This is a genomic window from Sphingomonas panacis, from assembly GCF_001717955.1.
GTDB lineage: Bacteria > Pseudomonadota > Alphaproteobacteria > Sphingomonadales > Sphingomonadaceae > Sphingomonas > Sphingomonas panacis.
The window spans coordinates 4531977-4549630 of the sequence record NZ_CP014168.1; the positions used below are offsets into that span (position 1 = coordinate 4531977).

The window sequence follows — 17654 nt, forward strand, 5'->3', positions numbered from 1 at the left end:
GCGATCAGGAGAAATACGTAGTGACCGTTCATGTCGATGCGCAGCGCCTGCGCGAGGATCGAGCGCCGCCGGGGCGCGATCCGTTGCCCTTTCCGCGCCGCCACGCCGCCGAGGGGACAGCGACCTCGGAGCTGCCTCAGGCCGCGGACGCACCCGAACCGTCCTGGCTGGCCAAGCTGCTGCGCCGGCCGATGTTCGTCGCGGTCGTACTGATCCCCAATCTGCTCTCGATCCTGTATTTCGGCTGGCTGGCGTCGCCGGTCTACACGTCGAGCGCGTCGCTGCTGGTGCTGAACCCGAAGCAGAACGGCCCGAGCCTGTCGTCGCTGCTGTCGGGCGCGTCCGGCGACAGTTCCGAGCAGGGCGGCTACATCCTCAAGGAATACTTCAAATCGTGGGACGCCTTCAGCAGGCTGGAACCGCGGCTGAAGCTCGCCGACAACTTCACGACTGGGGATCTCGTCAGCCGCTTCGGCGGCTTCGCCACCGCGTTCCAGACCAGCGACGTCGCTCTATGGCGATATCTGCAACGCAAGGTGGAGATCACCATCGACCAGAAGAGCGGTATCGTCTCGATGGATGTGGACGCCTACGATCCGGCCTACGCCCATCGTCTGGCGGCTGCGCTTCTCGCCGAAGCCGTCGCGCACATGGACAAGATGAACGACCAGCAGACCGGCGATTTCGTCAAGAACGCGGTCGCGCGCAAGGCCTCCATCGAGGCAGCTCTCCAGCGCGACCTCACCGCACTCGCCGCGTTCCGTAACCGGACTGGAACGTATGATCCGAAGGAACTCTACCTTTCCAACCTGGCGCTGATGAACAGCCTGGCGTTGAAAGCGACCGAACTCAAGTCGCAGCGGGAGGCGGTCGCTGCGGCCACTCCGGGCAATCCACAGGCGGATAACCTCGCCACCGCGACGCAGTCGGTGCGCGGCGACATCGCGACCGCCGCCAGAACCTTCCCGGCGATGGCGCGAAGCTCGTCTCGCTACGAAAAGCTGCTCGTCAGCCGAGACAACAACATCACTCTGCTGGCACAAGCCAACATGGCGGTGCAGGAGGCCCAGGCGAACGCGGAGAAGAACCGCTACTACCTCAATGTCATCAGCAACCCATCCGAGCCGATGACATCCGAGGGTCCGAAGCGGCTGACGTGGATCTGCGGCATTATGCTCGCCAGTCTCTTGCTCTGGGGGCTGCTGCGATGAGCGCGCGTCACCTTCCCGCGCTGGCGATCCTGCTCGCAGCCTCCGCGTGCAGCACGCTGCCAGGTGGCGGTCCGTCCGCAGCCACGTTGCGCCAGACGCCAGCGGTGGATGTCGTCGCGGTCACGCCGGAGATGGCGGAAGCGGCACGCGCGCAGGCGGTGACTGCCCGCAGCGCCGCACTCGACGATGCACTCGCCCGGCTGCGCGGCCCGGTGGTCAATCCGCAGTTCCAGCTAGCGGCCGGCGACACGCTCGACGTGACGATGTGGAGCTACTCCGCGCTTCCCGGGGCCAATGCTTTCACGGCGAGCGGGCCGGCGGCGATGCCGCTCGGGAGCTTCACCGTCGCATCCGACGGCGCGGTTCTGCTTCCCTATGCCGGGCGCACGCCGCTCGCGGGGTTGACGCTCGCCGAGGCGCAGCGGGCGATCGCCGCCCGCTACGCAGCCTTACGCATTCTACAGGGTCCGACCGCGACGGTGAGGCTCGCCTCATCCCCCCAGAGCGACGTGCTCGTAACCGGCGCGGTCGGGCAACCGAAGGCGATCGCGTGGGGCCCGGCGGGTCTCACCCTCGCGCAGGCGGTGACGCAGGCGCTCGGGGACGGGAACGCAACGCTGGGGCAAGGCGATCTGTCCGCCACGCGTTCGGCGGTGCGCGTGTCGGTCACACGCGGCGGCGCCGCGCCGATCGAGCTTCCGATCGCCACGGCGCTCGAGGAACGCATCCCGCTCAGTCCAGGGGACCGGGTGGTCGTCCGCAAGGCGCCGCTGGTCGAAGTGACGATGCTGGGCGGCGGAACGCGGCGCAACGGCGTGATCGGCTTCGCCAAGCAGCCAGCGCTCGCCGAGGCGCTGGCGGAGGCGAACGGCCTCGACGGCAACGTCGCCAACGACCATGCCGTATTCGTGCTGCGCAGGCGCGCCGGCGCCAAACCCGTATTGTACGATTTCGCCTGGAAGCGTGGCGAGGGACTGATCGCCGCGCAGCAGTTCCCGCTTGAGAGCGAGGACGTCGTGTACGTGGCCGAAGCGCCGATCGTGTCCGTCCAGAAAGTAATCGGGCTGCTATTCCAGGTCACCTTGCCCGCACAGGTGCTGAAGGGATGATCGCGTCGCCTTTCGAGCAGTATCTGCGGCATGCGAGGATAAGGCCGGAGGACGGCGCCGAGATCGCGAGCTGGGACGATCTTACCGCGCAGCTCGACCGGGACCGGTGCCCGCCCCTCCAGCCGCCGCCGCGGCGCCAGTCGATGGCCGCACCGCGCCACGACCTCTCCTGGAAGCACAACCTCCGGCTTTCGCTTCGGGGCGCCGGCGAAGCGGCATCCAAGCCAGGCTGGCAGCAAGTCGTCGAGTATCGTCAACGTGTGACCCTCGTGCTGACGATCGCGATGACGGCCGCTGTCCTCTACCTGTCCAACCTGATGCTGGTCGCACAGCAGATGCCGCCGCTGCTTCACCGGCTGTATCTCGGCGTGTACGGCGTGATGACCTTCTTCCTCGCCGCCAACTTCTTCAAGATGATGCTCGGCACCTGGTACATGATGCGCGGCGCGAGGAACAATCCCTGGCATCCGGCGCGGACCGCCTGCGATCCGCCGCCAGGCGCGCGCGTCGCGATCATCTATCCGGTCTACCACGAGCAGGTCGAGCGCGTCGCCGCCGGGATCGCCGCGACCTGGCAGTCGATCGCCGCGCGCCATCCCGGGCTCGCCGACCGCTTTGACAACTTCCTCCTTTCCGACAGCCGCGACCCGGCTTTCAGGATCGCGGAGGAGATTGCGGTGGACGGCCTGCGCGAAGCATTCCCCGACGGACGGTTCTTCTACCGGTGGCGGCGGAGCAACAGCAACGCCAAGCTGGGGAACGTCGCGGACTTCTGCCGGCGCTGGGGCGGCGAGTACGATTACATGCTGGTCATGGACGCCGACAGCGTGATGGACGGAGAGGCGGTCGTCACGCTGCTGCGCATGATGGCGGGCAATCCGCGCCTCGGCATCCTCCAGACCAATCCCAAACCGATCCTGCGCACCAGCCTGTTCGGGCGCATGCAGCAGTTTGGCGCGCGGCTCTACGGCTCGGTCTTCTCCTACGGGCTTCAGGCCATGTACATGGGCAACGCCAGCTACATCGGCCACAACGCGATGATCCGGGTCGCACCGTTCGTCGAGCACTGCACCCTGCCCGAACTCTCTGGCCCGAAGCCGTGGGGCGGAAAGCCGCTCAGCCATGACATCGTCGAATCCGCGATGATGGCGCGTGCCGGCTACGAGGTGTGGTTCCTGCCCGACATCGAGGGCAGCTACGAGGAGATGCCGGCGAACATCCTCGCCTTCCTGATCCGCGAGCGGCGCTGGATGCAGGGCAATCTCCAGCACCTGCGCTTCGTCTTCCTGCACGGCCTGCGATCGATCCACCGCGAGACCTTCCTCAACGGCTCGATGGGCTATCTTACGGCGCCATTGTGGGCGTCCTTCCTTGTCATCTCGGCGGTCGGAATGATCAACTTCCTCCAGAACGGTCTCCTCGCGCTCGGCAGCCTGCGGACCATCCAGATGCCGATGCTGATGCTGCTGATCTCCTCGCTGGTCTTCCTGTTCATGCCGCGCCTGATCGCGATCGGCGTCCACATCGCGCAGGACCGTGCGCGGCTGTTCGGCGGCAAGGACAAGCTCGTGCTGTCCGTGCTGATCGAGACGGTGTTTTCGTTCTTCTTCTCGCCGCTCATCATGATCTTCATCACCCGCTTCCTGTGGGCCTGGGTGAAGCGCAAGGGCATCCGGTGGGACACGCAGTCGCGTGGCGACGAGCCGCTGCCCTGGGACGTCTGCATCCGCTACTTCGGCTGGGTCAGCGTTCTCGGCGCGGCATGCCTCGCAGCCATGGTCTACGAGTTGACGATGGTGCCCTGGACGCAGCAGATGCTGCTCTCGGCGATGTCGAACGGGCTCGTGAAGCCGCTCGATCTGGTGCTGTGGTTTTCGCCTATCCTTCTAGGGTTCACCTTCGCGGTGTGGATCGCGCGTGCGAGCAGCCTCGCCTTCCCCGCGCTCGCGCGGCTGCGCCTGTTCAGCATCCCCGAGGAGATCGCTCCGCCAGACGTGGTGCTGGCGGTGGGCGCCTGGGAGCGGCACTTCGAGGCGCTCCTGCCCGACACCCGCGACGCCCGCGCCACCGTCGAAGCCGCGCTAAGCGACGAGCGGTTCTATGTCCTTCATCGTCGCGAGACGCGCAGGCGCGTGCGGAAGCCGCGCGGTCTTCTGGCGCGGATAGAAAGCGGAAGTACACTCATGAACGGCGAACTCTCCGTGGCGCTGACGGATCGCACGGCGTTCGATGCCCTACACCGCGCCGCGATCGGCAAAGCGGGACCGGCAGCCGAGTGATCCGCGAGCGGCGCACGGATGGAAGACGATGACGCCGAACGCACAGACTATCAGCCCCTCCCGCGAGACGGGTCATCGAAGCATAGCATCCGGCGGTTCCGGGAAAAGCTGACCCGCGCCGGCGCAATCGACGCGCTGATCGTCGCTTTCGACCGGCAGTTCCGCGAGCGTCGTTATCTGCCGATGGACAGTCTCGTCACGGAACCGACAGCGCAGCGTCCAACCGGCTCGGGAAGCGCGCGAACAGCGCCTCGGCCAGCTTGCCGGCCACCGCATCGGGCGCTCCCGCACGTGTTCCATCGACCTGCGCGGTCATGGCGCTTCCGCTCCAGACCGGGTGCTTGTCGCTCCGCAGAAGGATCGTGACCGTGAGTTCGGTGAGGACAAGACCCCGGAGTTGATCTTTTGTCGTCGGCAGCCGCATACCCATGCCGACGCCCCAATTGGCGATACCTGCCGCGGGCGCCGTCCCCTTGGTGCCAGACGTCACGACGCCTCCCGATTTTCGCGTCACGGCGATGATCGCGATGTAGCGGCTATGGCTCGGCGCCGGCAGCGGGATGAAATTGGCGTCCGCGCTCGCCGCCCGCACCGCGTCGGCAAATACCGGGTCGGCATCGCGGGCTGCGGCACCGTCGTCTCGCTCGATCGTGATCGTGCCAGGCGTGACAGAGGGGGCGGCCTCCTCGACTGGCGTCGCCACCGCGGCGAGGACGCCGGCCATGATCCAGGGGAGCCACATCGTATCGTATCGCCTTCGGCGTCGAGCCGCCGCAGATGGTGTCTAAGGGGCGCCCGCGCGGGAAACAAGCTCGCTTCGGACCGACCGTCGCCAGTCACGCCCCCGCAAAAAGCATCGGGCGATTGCGCTTGGTCCCGGCAAACCCAGGGCAATGCGCGCGCGGCCTGAGCGCTCAATCCTCCCCGGTCGTCGCGGTCGCTTCGTGTGCCTTGTCGGGGGTCGTCCCCTTGCCCGCGAACCCCGCCATTCGGAACGTCACGTGCGTCGGGGCGAGCGGGACGCGATATTTCGGCAGCGGCTTGCCGACATCGCTCCACTGCGTATCGCCACCGACGCCCCATTGCGCGCCATCGACCAGCAGCGTGACCTGATCGTGCGGCACGACATCGGTCGACTTCCACGTGCCCGGCGTGTGCCGGTCGAGATCGGCATAAGGGAAGGCAAGCACGTTCATCATCAGCGGCGTATCGCCGGCAACACGCAGGCCGCGCCCCGCGCCGCTCAGTTCCATCCAGCGGACATCGACCTTGTTGCCGGTCTCCTGCGGCCGGATATAGTCGTGGTTCTGCGCCGCGATCGGCCCGCGCCACAGTCCGATCGGCGCGGAGGTCTTGCGATCGACATAGCTTTCATGCGGCCCCCGCCCGTACCATTCGGCGGTGGTGATGTCGGTCGGCAGCGCGAACGCGAAACCGACGCGGAACGGCGGCGGCAGATCGCCACGAACCGGGTCGAGCGCGCCCGTCACCGTGACGGCGCCGTCGCGCGCCATCGTATAGATCGACTGGAAGCGCGCCGCGCCGTCGCCGAGATCATAATCGATCCGCACTGCGGCCCCGCCATCGGGTGAGTCGACGCGGGTCACGCCGCGCACCGTCCGAGTCTCGCTCATCGTCTTCCAAACCGCGAGCTGACGATCGGTGCCGATGCCGATGTCATTGTCGGTCACAGCGCGCCAGAAATGCGGCGCGCCGCCGCTCGCGAGCAGCGTGCCGGCGCGGGCATAGCTGCGCACCAGCCCGGTCTTGCGATCGATCGTCAGCGTCGCGTCCGCCGCCGAGAGCGTGATCGCGTCAGCGGCCTGCCGCACCGCCACCGCCGGCCCACCCGCCGGAGTCGCGGCGGTCATCTGCCGCTCGCCGAGCGCGAACTGTTCCCAGCCCACCACATACCCGGTCGGCACCAGCGGCACCGCCCCGGGCTTGGCGACCGCACGCACCGTCACGAAATATTCCGATCCCGGCTTGCGCGCGATTCCGCCGAGCGGGATCGTCACGGTGTCGGTGGCGTGCGCGGCGGTCGTCAGCGACGGCAGCGTGCCGTGCGCCACCGCGACGCCATCCTCCTGCACCTCCCAGTCGAACGCGAAGCCCGACAGATCGCGGAAATCGTGCCGGTTGCGCAGCGTCACACGCCCGCTGACGGGATCGAACCCCTCGAACTGGATCGGCGCATACACTTTGCGCACTTCGTACAGCGCCGGATTGGGGGTTCGGTCGGACTGGAGCAGCCCGTCGCCGAACTCGATCTCGCCGCCCGGGTTGGGGCCATATTCGCTGCCGTCGCCCCAATAGCGGCGGCCGTCCTTGGTGTAGCGGTACATCGACTGATCGACCCAATCCCAGAGGAAGCCGCCCTGCAGCTTGTCGGGATGCGCGTAGATCACGTCCCAATATTCCTTCAGGTCGCCGCCCGAATTGCCCATCATGTGCGCATATTCACACTCGATCACCGGCTGCTTGAAGTTCCAGTTGGTCGCGTAGTCGGCCAGCTTCTCGGCGCTGTCGTACATCGGCGCGTAGATGTCGGCATAATCATTGGGCCGGTGGTCACTCACACCAGGCCACGTGCCCCAGCCGAGATAGCTGATCAGCCGACCGGGATCGCGCGTCTTGGCGGCCTTGGCGGCGGCCGCGAAATTGGGGCCGATCCCGGCTTCGTTGCCCATCGACCAGAAGATGATCGACGGATGGTTCTTGTCGCGCTCGACCATGTTGGCGACGCGGCTGACATGCGCGTCCTTCCACGCCGGATCGAAGCCGATCTGATATTTGGCGCGCTCGTCCTGATGATTGTTCGCGTAGTCCATGTACGCGTGGCTCTCGATATCGGCCTCGTCCATCACGTACAGGCCATATTCGTCGGCGAGCGCGTACCAGCGCGGATCGTTGGGGTAATGCGACGTGCGGACCGCATTGATGTTGGCGCGCTTCATCAACTCGATATCGCGCCGCATCGACGCTTCCGAGATCACGTGGAACGTCTCGGGATCATGTTCGTGGCGGTTGACGCCGCGGATCACGATCGGCTTACCGTTGACGCTGACGAGGCCGTTCTTCATCTCGACGGTGCGGAAACCGATCCGCTGCGGCGTCGCCTGGATCACGGAGCCGTCGGCGCCGACCAGCTCGATCAGCAGCGTGTAAAGGTTGGGTGTCTCCGCCGACCAAGGCTTCACGCCCGGAACCGGCGCGGCGAGCGTCACCGTCCGCCCGGTCGATCCGGCGGCGACTGCCTGCGCGCGCACCAGCAGCGTGCGGTCGCCGTCGAGCAACGTCATGCGCGCCGTCACCGGTTTCGCCGAGGGCGAGACCGACAGGTCGGCCGATAGGGCGCCATCGCGATACGCCGCATCGAGCCCCGCGTGGACGAAGATGTCGTTCACCCGCGTCTTGGGCGCCGCCATCAGATAGACTTCGCGCTCGATCCCCGAAGCCCGCCAGAAATCCTGGTCCTCCAGATACGAGCCGTCTGACCAGCGATGGATCTGGATCGCGATCGTGTTGTGGCCAGGCGTGACGAAGCGGGTGACGTCGAACTCGCTCGGCAGTTTCGAATCCTCCGAATAGCCGACCTTGTTGCCGTTGACCCACACGTCATACGCCGATCCCGCCGCACCGATGTGCAGGATGACGTCCTGACCGCTCCAGCCGGCCGGCAACGTGACGTCGCGGCGATAGCTACCCACCGGATTGGTGGCATGGGGGATCAGCGGGCGGTTGGCGGGGAACGGATAGGTGATGTTGTTGTACCGCGCCTGATCGAACCCCTGCGCCTGCCAGTCCGCCGGCACCTTGATATCGGCCCAGGACGCGACATCGTAACCCGGCTGTTCGAACCCCGCCGGCGTCGCATCCGAGGAGGGCGACAGCGCGAACTTCCACGTACCGTCGAGGCTGAGGAACCGCGCCGACCGCGCCTGATCCCCGGCGAGCGCCGCGGCGCGGCTCTCGAACGGAAAGCCGGTGGCATGCGCCGGCAGCTTGCCCCGCGCGAACACCGCCGGGTTTTCCCAGTCCGGGCGCGAGGGATCGATCTGCACCGGCTGCACGCGCGGCGCATCTTTCGCCAGCGCCGGGGATGCCAGGACGAGCGCGCTCGCGCCGAAGAGAATGCGGTTGAATTTCATCTTGATCCCCTAAATCCCGGCAGCACGCGCCCTGACGCAGCGGTGCGGTAACCACACTCCGCGCCCTTTACACGCCGCGAACACCTGCCTCACCGCCGATGCTCCGATACGGCGTGCCACGGCTTCGTGACAATCGCATCCTGATGCAAGGTGGTTGTGGAGGCATGATGCCGCCAGACACACAATGTTACAGCGCCGGCGAACGTCCGCCTGACGAGCGAGGGGCTAGCGGCTGTTTGGGGGGCGTCCTATCGACAAGGACGGTACGGCGGCGATTTCGCGCAAGCCCCTGACCGGCGCTTGCGCAGGTCAGAGGTAGCGGCCCGATCGGCCAAAGAAGAAGTGGTGCACCCGGAGCGATTCGAACGCCCGACCCTCAGATTCGTAGTCTGATGCTCTATCCAGCTGAGCTACGGGTGCGTGGGAGGTCGCCTTTAGATGCGCTTTTTCCGGCGCGCAAGTGCGTTGCGCGATTCTTTTGCCGGGCATAGAGCCTTTTTCATGAAAAACCGCCGCGCCATCGCCATTCCCGCCCTGTTGCTGACCACCTTGCTGGCGGGCGGCTGCGCCCAGCAGACCGTGTCCCGCTACCCCTCGCTCCAGCCGCGCGCGATCGAGCGGCGCAGCGATGCGGAGTCTGCCGAGGCCGCCCCAGCGGCTGCCACGCCCGATACCGCGCTAGACGCCATGCTCGCCGCGAAGGCGAAAACCCTCGCCGATACCGATTCGGCGTTCGCCCCGGCCGCCGACAGCGCGGAACGCGCAGCCAGGGCCGCGCGCAGCGACGCTGTCGGCAGCGATCGCTGGATCGCCGCGCAGACCGCGCTCGCCAAGCTCGACGCGTTTCGGGCGACCACGTCGGCCATCGTCACCGATCTCGACGAACTCGCGATCGGCCGCGCGCGCGACGCCAAGCCGCCCTACCCCGCGCTCGATTCGTTGAAAGGGCGCGGCGACGCGCAGCTTACCGCCGAGATCAACCGCATCGCGGCGATCCAGGCGCTGCTGCCGGCCGCCTGATCGGGCTTCGCCTACGCGGGCCGCTCGATCGAATAGCTGACGGTCTCGCGGCGCGGATCGTCGATCGCGAAGTTCGGATGATCGAACGCGCCCAGCCGCGCCATGCCGAGCCGCTCCATCAGCGCCCGGCTCGCACGGTTCTGTGCGGCGGTGATCGCGACGATCCGCGCAGCGTCGCTGTTCGTCCAGCCCCAGCCGAGGCTCGCCTCCGCCGCCTCGCGCGCATAGCCGTGCCGCCAGTGCGCCGCGGCCAGCATCCAGCCGACTTCGAGCTCGCCCGCGATCGGCGTATTTTCCGCGCCCGGTTTGAGCCCGCAAAAGCCGATCACGGTGCCGCCATCGCGCAGCGCGACCGTCCAGAAGCCGAAGCCATGCGACTGACGATAGCCCTCATGCCGCGCGATCGTCGCCGCGCTGTCCTCAGGCGTCTTGAGCGGCCCGAGGTCGGCCATCACGCGCGGGTCGCTCCACATCGCATGGAGCGGCGCGTGATCGCCCGCTACGGGCAGCCTGAGCACAAGCCGGGCCGTCTCGATCATGCGCCCAGCAGGCGCGCCGCATGAAGCGCATGGTACGTCAGCACGCCCGAACAGCCGGCGCGCTTGAACGCCATCAGCGTCTCCAGCACCACCGGATCGCGCTCGGCCACGCCGGCCGCGACCGCAGCCTCGATCATCGCATATTCGCCCGACACCTGATAGGCGAACACCGGCACCTGGAACTCGGTCTTCACACGCAGGATGATGTCGAGATACGGCAGCCCTGGCTTGACCATCACGCTGTCGGCGCCCTCGGCGAGATCGAGCGCGACCTCGCGCAGCGCCTCCTCGGCATTGGCCGAGTCCATCTGGTAGGTCTTCTTGTCGCCCTTGAGCAGCCCGCGCGAGCCGACCGCGTCGCGGAACGGGCCGTAAAAGCCGCTCGCGTACTTTGCGGCGTAGGACATGATCTGGACGTTGACGTGGCCACCGCCCTCCAGCGCGTCGCGGATCTGGCCGATGCGGCCGTCCATCATGTCGCTGGGCGCGATGATGTCCGCCCCCGCCGCCGCCTGGTTGAGCGCCTGCCCGACCAGCATCTCGGCGGTGGTGTCGTTCACCACATAACCGGCCGCGTCGACCAGCCCGTCATGGCCGTGCGCGGTATAGGGATCGAGCGCGACGTCGGTCAGCACGCCGATTTCGGGCACCGCGTCCTTCAGCGCGCGCGTGGCGCGGCACATCAGATTGTCGGGGTTGAGCGCCTCGCGCCCGTCCTCGGTGCGCAGGTGCGGCGGCGTATTGGGGAACAGGGCGATGCAGGGAATGCCCGCGTCGCGTGCTTCCTTCGCCCGCGCGACGATGCCGTCGATCGACCAGCGCGACACGCCGGGCAAGGTCGCGATCGGCTCCTCGATACCCTGGCCTTCGGCGATGAACAGCGGCCAGATCAGGTCGACTGGGGTCAATACCGTCTCGGCGTGGAGGCGGCGGCTCCATGGGGTCGAGCGGGTGCGGCGGAGGCGAAGTGCTGGATAGTGACTCATGCCCGCCCAAATGCCCCCTCAGCCGCTCGGGTGCAACCGTCCGGCGGGTTCCGACGTGGCGCGCGCGCCCTCCTTCGCTTCCGCTTCATGCGACGGCACGGCGAGCACCGCATCGCGCCACTTTCCGTAACGGAAGTACAGGCCGGCCAGCACCAACGATACGATCGAGCTGAGCGGGAACGCCCACCACAGCGCGTCTGCGCCGAGCAGCGGCTTGCCGAGCAGCGCGATGCCGATGCGGAACGGGATCAGCGAGGTGATGAGGATCAGCAGCGGCGCCAGCGTCGCGCCATTGGCGCGCACCGTCCCGAAGATCACCATCGTCGCGCCGAACATCAGGAAGGTCCAGCTCGAGATGAGCTGGATATGCCGCGCGATCGGGATTGCCGGGCTTTGGCTGTCGATGAACAATGCCATCACCGGCCGGTCGAACAGGATGATCGCGGTGATGACGACGAGCGTGATGATCGTGTTGTAGAGGATGCCAGACCGCGTGATCCTGCCGACCCGGTCCCACAACCCCGCGCCGATATTCTGCGCGGCCATGCTGCTCACCGCAGCGCCGATCGCCATCGCCGGCATCTGGATATAGTTCCAGAGCTGCTGCGACACCGCATAGGCCGCCGCCGTCTCGACGCCGAGCCGGTTGACCAGCCCGATCATCGTCAGCCCCGATACCGACATCACCAGCATCTGCGCCGCCATCGGCACGCCCTTGGCGACGATGATCCGCACCAGCGCCGGATCGGGGATCAGCCATTTCAGTTCCGCGCCGCGCAGCCGGATCGGCAGGTCGCGCGCATAGACGTAGATGAGGAGCCCCACCGCCGACACACCCGACGCGATCAGGGTAGCGGTCGCCGAACCGGCGATGCCCATTTCCGGGAACGGCCCGATGCCGCGAATCAGCAGCGGGTTGAGCCCCGCGTCTATGCAGGCGCTCAGCACCATGAACCACATCGGGGTGAGCGCGTCGCCGGTGCCGCGCAGCCCGATCTGGATCAGCAGGCTCAGCATCGACAGCGGCAGGCCGAGGAAGATCACCCGCAGATAGATCAGCGCCAGCGCCTGCGCTTCGCCCGGCGTCGCCATCAACCGCAGGATATCGGGCGCGAAGACATAGCCCAGCACTGCGATCACCACCGCCGCGGCGACCACCAGCCCCACCGCCGAGCCGAACGCCCGTCGCGCACCCTCGATATCGCGCCGCCCGATCGACTGGCCGATCAGGATCGACGCGGCCATGCCGAATCCGAACACCGCGCCGAAGCTGAGGAACATCACGATCGTGGCGTTCGAGGTCGCCGCCAGCGCGCTCTCGCCGAGAAAACGCCCGACCCAGATCGAGTTGATCGATCCGTTGAGCGTCTGGAGAATGTTCGAGGCCAATGTCGGCAGCGCGAACGCGAGCAGCGTCCGCCCGATCGGCCCGGTCGTCAGATCCCTGCCGTGACCTTTGGGCGGCTGTGCCACACGCATCCCCTCGTTGTTGCAGGCGGCGATAGGCGAGACGCTCGGATTCTGAAAGCCCTCTCCCCTCCGGGGGAGAGGGTGGCCGAGCGAGGCGAGGTCGGGAGAGGGGCTGTCCAGCAGCGCAGCGCCCGCGACTCGCCCCTCTCCTAAATCCTCTCCTCAGAGGCGAGAGGACTTCCCGCGCTCAATCTCAACCGTTCACCCCAGCCGCGCCAGCGCCGCCCCAAGCCGCTCGGCCTCGGCCGCTTTCTCGGCATGGTCCGCCCGCGCCTTCTCGACCGCCTCGGGCTTGGCGCGTTCGACGAAGCTCGCATTCCCAAGCCGCCCGGCGAGCGCATCGCGCTCCTTCTCCGCCGCCGCGATCCCCTTGGTCAGCCGCGCACGCTCGGCATCGAGATCGATCACGCCCTCCAATGGAAAAAAGAACGTGTCTTCATCAACCACGATTTGCATCACGCCCCCGAGTGGCACCGATGAAAAACTAATGTCTTCAATCCGAGCAAGACGCGACAATACGCCGCCGTTGTGTTCTAACCGGTTGCGCGTCTGTGCTGCTGCTGCCGAGGCAAATAACAGTAACTTTGCTCCTGGTGGCACATTTAGCTCAGTTCGTGCCGTCCGAATCTGGCTCACCAGCCGGATCAGCCAGTCGATCTCCTTGCTCGCTTCCGGGTCGATCGCACGCGCGTCCGCCATCGGCCATTTCGCGACGATCAGCTCGCTCTCCCGCGCACCGGTCTTGGACCACAATTCCTCGGTGATGAACGGCATGAACGGGTGGAGCAGCACGAGGATCTGGTCGAGCACCCAGCCCGCCACCGCGCGCGTCTCGTCGGCGTCCGGCCCGGTCGCGGGCGCGTCCATCTGGCCGAGCACAGGTTTGATGAGTTCGAGATACCAGTCGCAGAAGCGGCTCCACGCGAACTGATAGATCGCGTTGGCCGCGCCATCGAAGCGGTAGTCGGCCAGCGCGAGATCGACCGTCTGCACCGTCTGGATCGTCTCGGCGATGATCCACTTGTTGACGGCAAGCTCCGCGCGCGGCGCCTCCAGCGCGGTCGATGCGGTGATGCCGTTCGCCTGGCAGAAGCGCGCCGCGTTCCACAGCTTGGTCGCGAAGTTGCGATAGCCCTCGACGCGCTTCTCATCCATCTTGATGTCGCGGCCCTGGCTCTCCATCGCCGCCATGAAGAAGCGCAACGCATCCGCGCCATATGTGTCGATCAGCCCGAGCGGGTTGACGACATTGCCCTTGGACTTCGACATTTTCTGCCCGTCCGCCGCGCGGACGAGGCCGTGCAGGTACAGTGTGCGGAACGGCACGTCCTTCATGAAGTGCAGCCCCTGCATCATCATGCGCGCATCCCAGAAGAACAGGATGTCGAAGCCGGAGATGAGCACGTCATTCGGGTAGCGGCCGTGCAGCGTTGGATTGCTGTCATCCGGCCAGCCCATCGTCGCGAAAGGCCACAAAGCGGAGGAGAACCACGTATCCAGAACATCGCTGTCCTGCTCCAGCGTCACGCCCTCGCCAGCCTGCGCCCGCGCTTCGGCCTCGGACAAAGCGACATAAACCTTGCCGTCATCGCCAAACCAAGCCGGAATCCGATGCCCCCACCATAACTGGCGAGACACGCACCACGGCTGGATATTCTCCATCCAGTTGAAGAACGTCTTCTCCCACGTCTTCGGCACGATCTTGATCGCCCCCGAGCGCACCGCCTCGATCGCCGGCTTGGCCAAGGTCGCGGCATCGACATACCATTGGTCGGTCAGCCACGGTTCGATCACCACGCCCGAGCGGTCGCCGTAGGGCGTCTGGATCGTGCGCGGTTCGAAATCGTGTTCGGCATCCTCCTTGTCGAGATGCGTGACGAGGAAGCCCAGCTCCTTCATCCGCCGCACTACGAGTTCGCGTGCGCCGTCGACCTTGTCCTTGCGGAAGCGGTGAAGCCCGATGAACTCGGCCGGCACCTTGCCATCGGCGGTCTGCACGACATTGGCGGCGGCATCGAGCATGTTGAGCATGTCGCGCGCCTCGATGCCGGCGCGCTTGCCGACCTCGAAATCGTTGAAGTCATGCCCCGGCGTGATCTTCACCGCGCCAGACCCCAGTTCGGGATCGGCATGGTCGTCCGCGACGATCGGAATGCGCCGCCCGGTGATCGGTTGCTCGATGAACTTGCCGATCACGCTCGCATAGCGTTCGTCCGACGCGTTCACCGCGACGGCCATGTCGGCGAGCATCGTCTCGGGCCGCGTCGTCGCGACGACGATATGGTCGCGCCCGTCCGCCAGCGTCACCCCGTCGGCGAGCGGATAGCGGAAATGCCAGAACCCGCCCTTGATCTCGCGCGTCTCGACTTCGAGGTCGGAGATGGCGGTGCCGAGACCCGGGTCCCAGTTCACCAGCCGCTTGTCGCGGTACAGCAATCCCTCGTTGTACAGATCGACGAACACCTTGAGGACGGCCTTGGAAAAGCCCTCGTCCATCGTGAAGCGTTCGTTCTGCCAGTCCATCGAACAGCCGAGCCGCCGCAATTGCTGGGTGATCTCGCCGCCGCTCTCGGCCTTCCATGCCCACACCTTCTCGACGAACTGCTCGCGCGTGAAGTCGGTGCGCTTCTGCTGGTGCTGCGCCATCTGCCGCTCGACCACCATCTGCGTGGCGATGCCGGCATGGTCGGTGCCGACCACCCACAGCGCATCCTTGCCCTTCAGCCGGGCGTGCCGCGCGAGGATGTCCTGCAACGTGTTGTCGAGCGCGTGGCCGATGTGAAGCGAGCCGGTGACGTTGGGCGGCGGGTTGACGATCGTCCACGGCTCGGCGCCGGGGCGATCGGGACGGAACAGGCCGTTCTCCTCCCAATGCGCGTACCAGCGCTGTTCGATGTCGGCGGGGTCGAAGGTTTTGGGAAGTTCGCTCATACCCGCAGCGTTTAGCCGCCCGCCCGCAAATTAAAAGGGCGGCGCGCACCGCAACCGATATGCGAGCAACCTGTACCTAAGCCTACAGACACATTCAGCATCGATACCGTTCGCGCATCCTAAAACCACAATACCGATCAACGGACAGAGGATGGTTCGATGAAAAGCTTCAAGATCGCCGCCGCGCTCAGCCTGATGGTGGCAGGCCTCGGCATCACGACCAGCGCCTCGGCGCAGGATTACAATCGCGATCATCGCGGTTACGATCATCGCGACGATCGTCGTGACTATCGCAATGACCATCGCGGATACCGCGGCGATCGCCGCGACTGGCATGGTGACCGTCGCGGCTATTACGGCCCGAACCGCGGCTATTACGGACACAATCGCGGCTATTACGGACACAATCGCGGCTATGGCTATGGCAATGGCTGGGGCCGTGGTGGTCGCGATTGCCGGGTAACCTGGCGCCATCACCGCCGCGTGACGGTCTGCTACCGGTAAAAATCTGAAGGGCGGCGGAGCGATCCGCCGCCCCTCCTGTATCAGTCGCCGGTCAGGATACGGTCGACCAGTTCCTTCACGGTCGGCACGAAACCGTTCGAGTAGAACGGATCGCGCTTGAACTGATAGGCGCCGTGGCCGGCGAACATCAGGTTCTGCTCGACATCGCCGCCATGCGCGATGTCCTGCAAGGTCTTCTGGATGCAGAAGCTGCGCGGATCGGCCAGCCGACCGGTCGAGTTGGTCTCGCTGTCCGCCCAGGACGAGAAGGCGCACTGGCTCAGGCAGCCCATGCAATCCGCCTGATCCTTGCGGATGACGCCCTTTTCCTCGGGCGTGACGAACACCAACGTATTGTCCGGCGTCTTCAGCGCATCGGTGAAGCCGGCGCCGAACCACTGCCGCGCGCGCAGCAGATCGTTGCGCGTCACCCAGAAGTTCTTGCCCTTCACGCCGACGTCGAGCTGGAAGACGTGATCGCCCGCTTCCTGCGTCGAAAAGGCGATCTGCCGCTCCGAACGCTCTTCGAGGTGGCGGAGGAACGGGTTGCGCACCGCGCTCGAATAGAAGCCGGTCGGCGAGAAACGGTGGAGCAGCACCTCGCCTTCCTCGATGTTGGTGAGCCGCGCCTTCCACGCTTCGGGAATCGGGCTTTCCTTCGTGAGCAGCGGGCGCGTGCCGAACTGGAAGGCGATCGTGCCCAACTCGGGGTTGTCGATCCAGTCGCTCCAGTCGCGCAGATACCAGACGCCGCCCGCCATCACGATCGGCACCTCGTCGGAAATGCCGCCTTCGCGCATCGTCTCGCGCAGCGCCTTGACGCGCGGATAGGGGTCTTCGGGCTTGCGCGGGTCTTCGGCGTTGGACAGGCCGTTATGCCCGCCCGCCAGCCACGGATCTTCATAGACCACCGCCGACAGCCACTCGGACGCCTTGGAATAGGCACGCTTCCACAGCGCGCGGAAGGCGCGACCCGAACTGACGATCGGCAGATAGCTGACATCGTAGGACGACGCGATCTCGGACAATTTGTACGGCATCCCCGCGCCGCACGTCACGCCGGCGACGAGGCCGCGCGTCCGCTCCAGCACACCGTGCAGGATGCGCTGGGCGCCGCCCATCTCCCACAGCACGTTGATGTTGATCGCGCCCTTGCCGCCAGCGATGTCGAACGCGCGGCGGACCTGCTGGACCGCGCCTTCGATCGCATATTCGATCAGTTCTTCATGCCGCTCGCGGCGGGTGAGCGAACGATAGACCTGCGGAATGATCTTGCCGTCGGGATCGTAACTATCGGCGTTCACTGCGGAAACCGTGCCGATTCCACCCGCCGCCGCCCAGGCGCCCGCGCTCGCGTGATTGGTCGCGGCCACGCCTTTTCCGCCCTCCACCAACGGCCATACTTCGCGGCCGTTATAGATGATGGGCTTCAAACCTTTGAACACCGATATCTC

Annotated in this window: 12 protein-coding genes and 1 tRNA gene; 5 read left to right on the plus strand and 8 right to left on the minus strand. The window is 66.3% G+C overall.

All coding sequences use genetic code 11. From position 1 onward, the window contains the following. The first annotated feature begins 191 nt into the window (after positions 1 to 191). The 3 genes from J0A91_RS21005 to mdoH are packed head-to-tail and all read left to right on the plus strand — an operon-like array spanning position 192 to position 4599. On the plus strand, positions 192 to 1211 hold the full coding sequence (locus J0A91_RS21005) for a hypothetical protein (RefSeq protein WP_069207537.1): 1020 nt from the start codon (positions 192 to 194) through the stop codon (positions 1209 to 1211). Next, positions 1208 to 2320, plus strand: a complete 1113-nt coding sequence (locus tag J0A91_RS21010) for a polysaccharide biosynthesis/export family protein (RefSeq protein ID WP_069206531.1) — start codon at positions 1208 to 1210, stop codon at positions 2318 to 2320. Before J0A91_RS21005 ends, J0A91_RS21010 begins: the two co-directional genes overlap by 4 nt. Next, on the plus strand, positions 2317 to 4599 hold the full coding sequence (mdoH, locus tag J0A91_RS21015; protein WP_069206532.1) for a glucans biosynthesis glucosyltransferase MdoH: 2283 nt from the start codon (positions 2317 to 2319) through the stop codon (positions 4597 to 4599). Before J0A91_RS21010 ends, mdoH begins: the two co-directional genes overlap by 4 nt. 196 nt (positions 4600 to 4795) lie before the next feature. Here mdoH and J0A91_RS21020 read toward each other — a convergent pair whose 3' ends face one another. The 3 genes from J0A91_RS21020 to J0A91_RS21030 all read right to left on the minus strand — a co-directional run bounded on the left by J0A91_RS21020 (position 4796) and on the right by J0A91_RS21030 (position 9170). Continuing rightward, on the minus strand, positions 4796 to 5341 hold the full coding sequence (locus tag J0A91_RS21020) for a hypothetical protein (protein ID WP_169833201.1): 546 nt from the start codon (positions 5339 to 5341) through the stop codon (positions 4796 to 4798). Positions 5342 to 5513: 172 nt separating this feature from the next. After that, positions 5514 to 8750, minus strand: a complete 3237-nt coding sequence (locus tag J0A91_RS21025; protein WP_069206533.1) for a glycoside hydrolase family 2 TIM barrel-domain containing protein — start codon at positions 8748 to 8750, stop codon at positions 5514 to 5516. A 343-nt stretch (positions 8751 to 9093) separates the two neighbouring features. Then, positions 9094 to 9170, minus strand: a tRNA-Arg gene (locus J0A91_RS21030). A gap of 81 nt (positions 9171 to 9251) precedes the next feature. Here J0A91_RS21030 and J0A91_RS21035 point away from each other — a divergent pair. Further along, on the plus strand, positions 9252 to 9770 hold the full coding sequence (locus J0A91_RS21035; RefSeq protein WP_069206534.1) for a hypothetical protein: 519 nt from the start codon (positions 9252 to 9254) through the stop codon (positions 9768 to 9770). 11 nt (positions 9771 to 9781) lie between these two features. Here the strand turns inward: J0A91_RS21035 and J0A91_RS21040 are convergent, their stop codons facing one another. The 4 genes from J0A91_RS21040 to J0A91_RS21055 form a co-directional block, all read right to left on the minus strand. Then, entirely contained in the window at positions 9782 to 10309 is a 528-nt protein-coding gene (locus tag J0A91_RS21040; RefSeq protein WP_069206535.1) for a GNAT family N-acetyltransferase, read from the minus strand. Next, positions 10306 to 11295, minus strand: a complete 990-nt coding sequence (gene hemB / locus J0A91_RS21045; RefSeq protein ID WP_069206536.1) for a porphobilinogen synthase — start codon at positions 11293 to 11295, stop codon at positions 10306 to 10308. Before hemB ends, J0A91_RS21040 begins: the two co-directional genes overlap by 4 nt. 18 nt (positions 11296 to 11313) lie before the next feature. After that, the gene (locus J0A91_RS21050; RefSeq protein WP_069206537.1) at positions 11314 to 12774 is read right to left on the minus strand and encodes an MATE family efflux transporter; all 1461 of its coding nucleotides are present in this window, start codon (positions 12772 to 12774) and stop codon (positions 11314 to 11316) included. 192 nt (positions 12775 to 12966) lie between these two features. Beyond that, positions 12967 to 15696: a valine--tRNA ligase gene (locus tag J0A91_RS21055; RefSeq protein WP_069206538.1), complete on the minus strand. Its 2730-nt coding sequence runs from the start codon at positions 15694 to 15696 to the stop codon at positions 12967 to 12969. A gap of 159 nt (positions 15697 to 15855) precedes the next feature. Between J0A91_RS21055 and J0A91_RS21060 the strand changes: the two genes are divergently transcribed. Beyond that, positions 15856 to 16200, plus strand: a complete 345-nt coding sequence (locus J0A91_RS21060; protein ID WP_069206539.1) for a hypothetical protein — start codon at positions 15856 to 15858, stop codon at positions 16198 to 16200. A 41-nt stretch (positions 16201 to 16241) separates the two neighbouring features. Here the strand turns inward: J0A91_RS21060 and J0A91_RS21065 are convergent, their stop codons facing one another. After that, positions 16242 to 17645 (minus strand): NAD(P)H-dependent flavin oxidoreductase, encoded by a 1404-nt coding sequence (locus J0A91_RS21065; protein WP_069206540.1) that lies wholly within the window; start codon positions 17643 to 17645, stop codon positions 16242 to 16244. Positions 17646 to 17654: the final 9 nt, after the last annotated feature.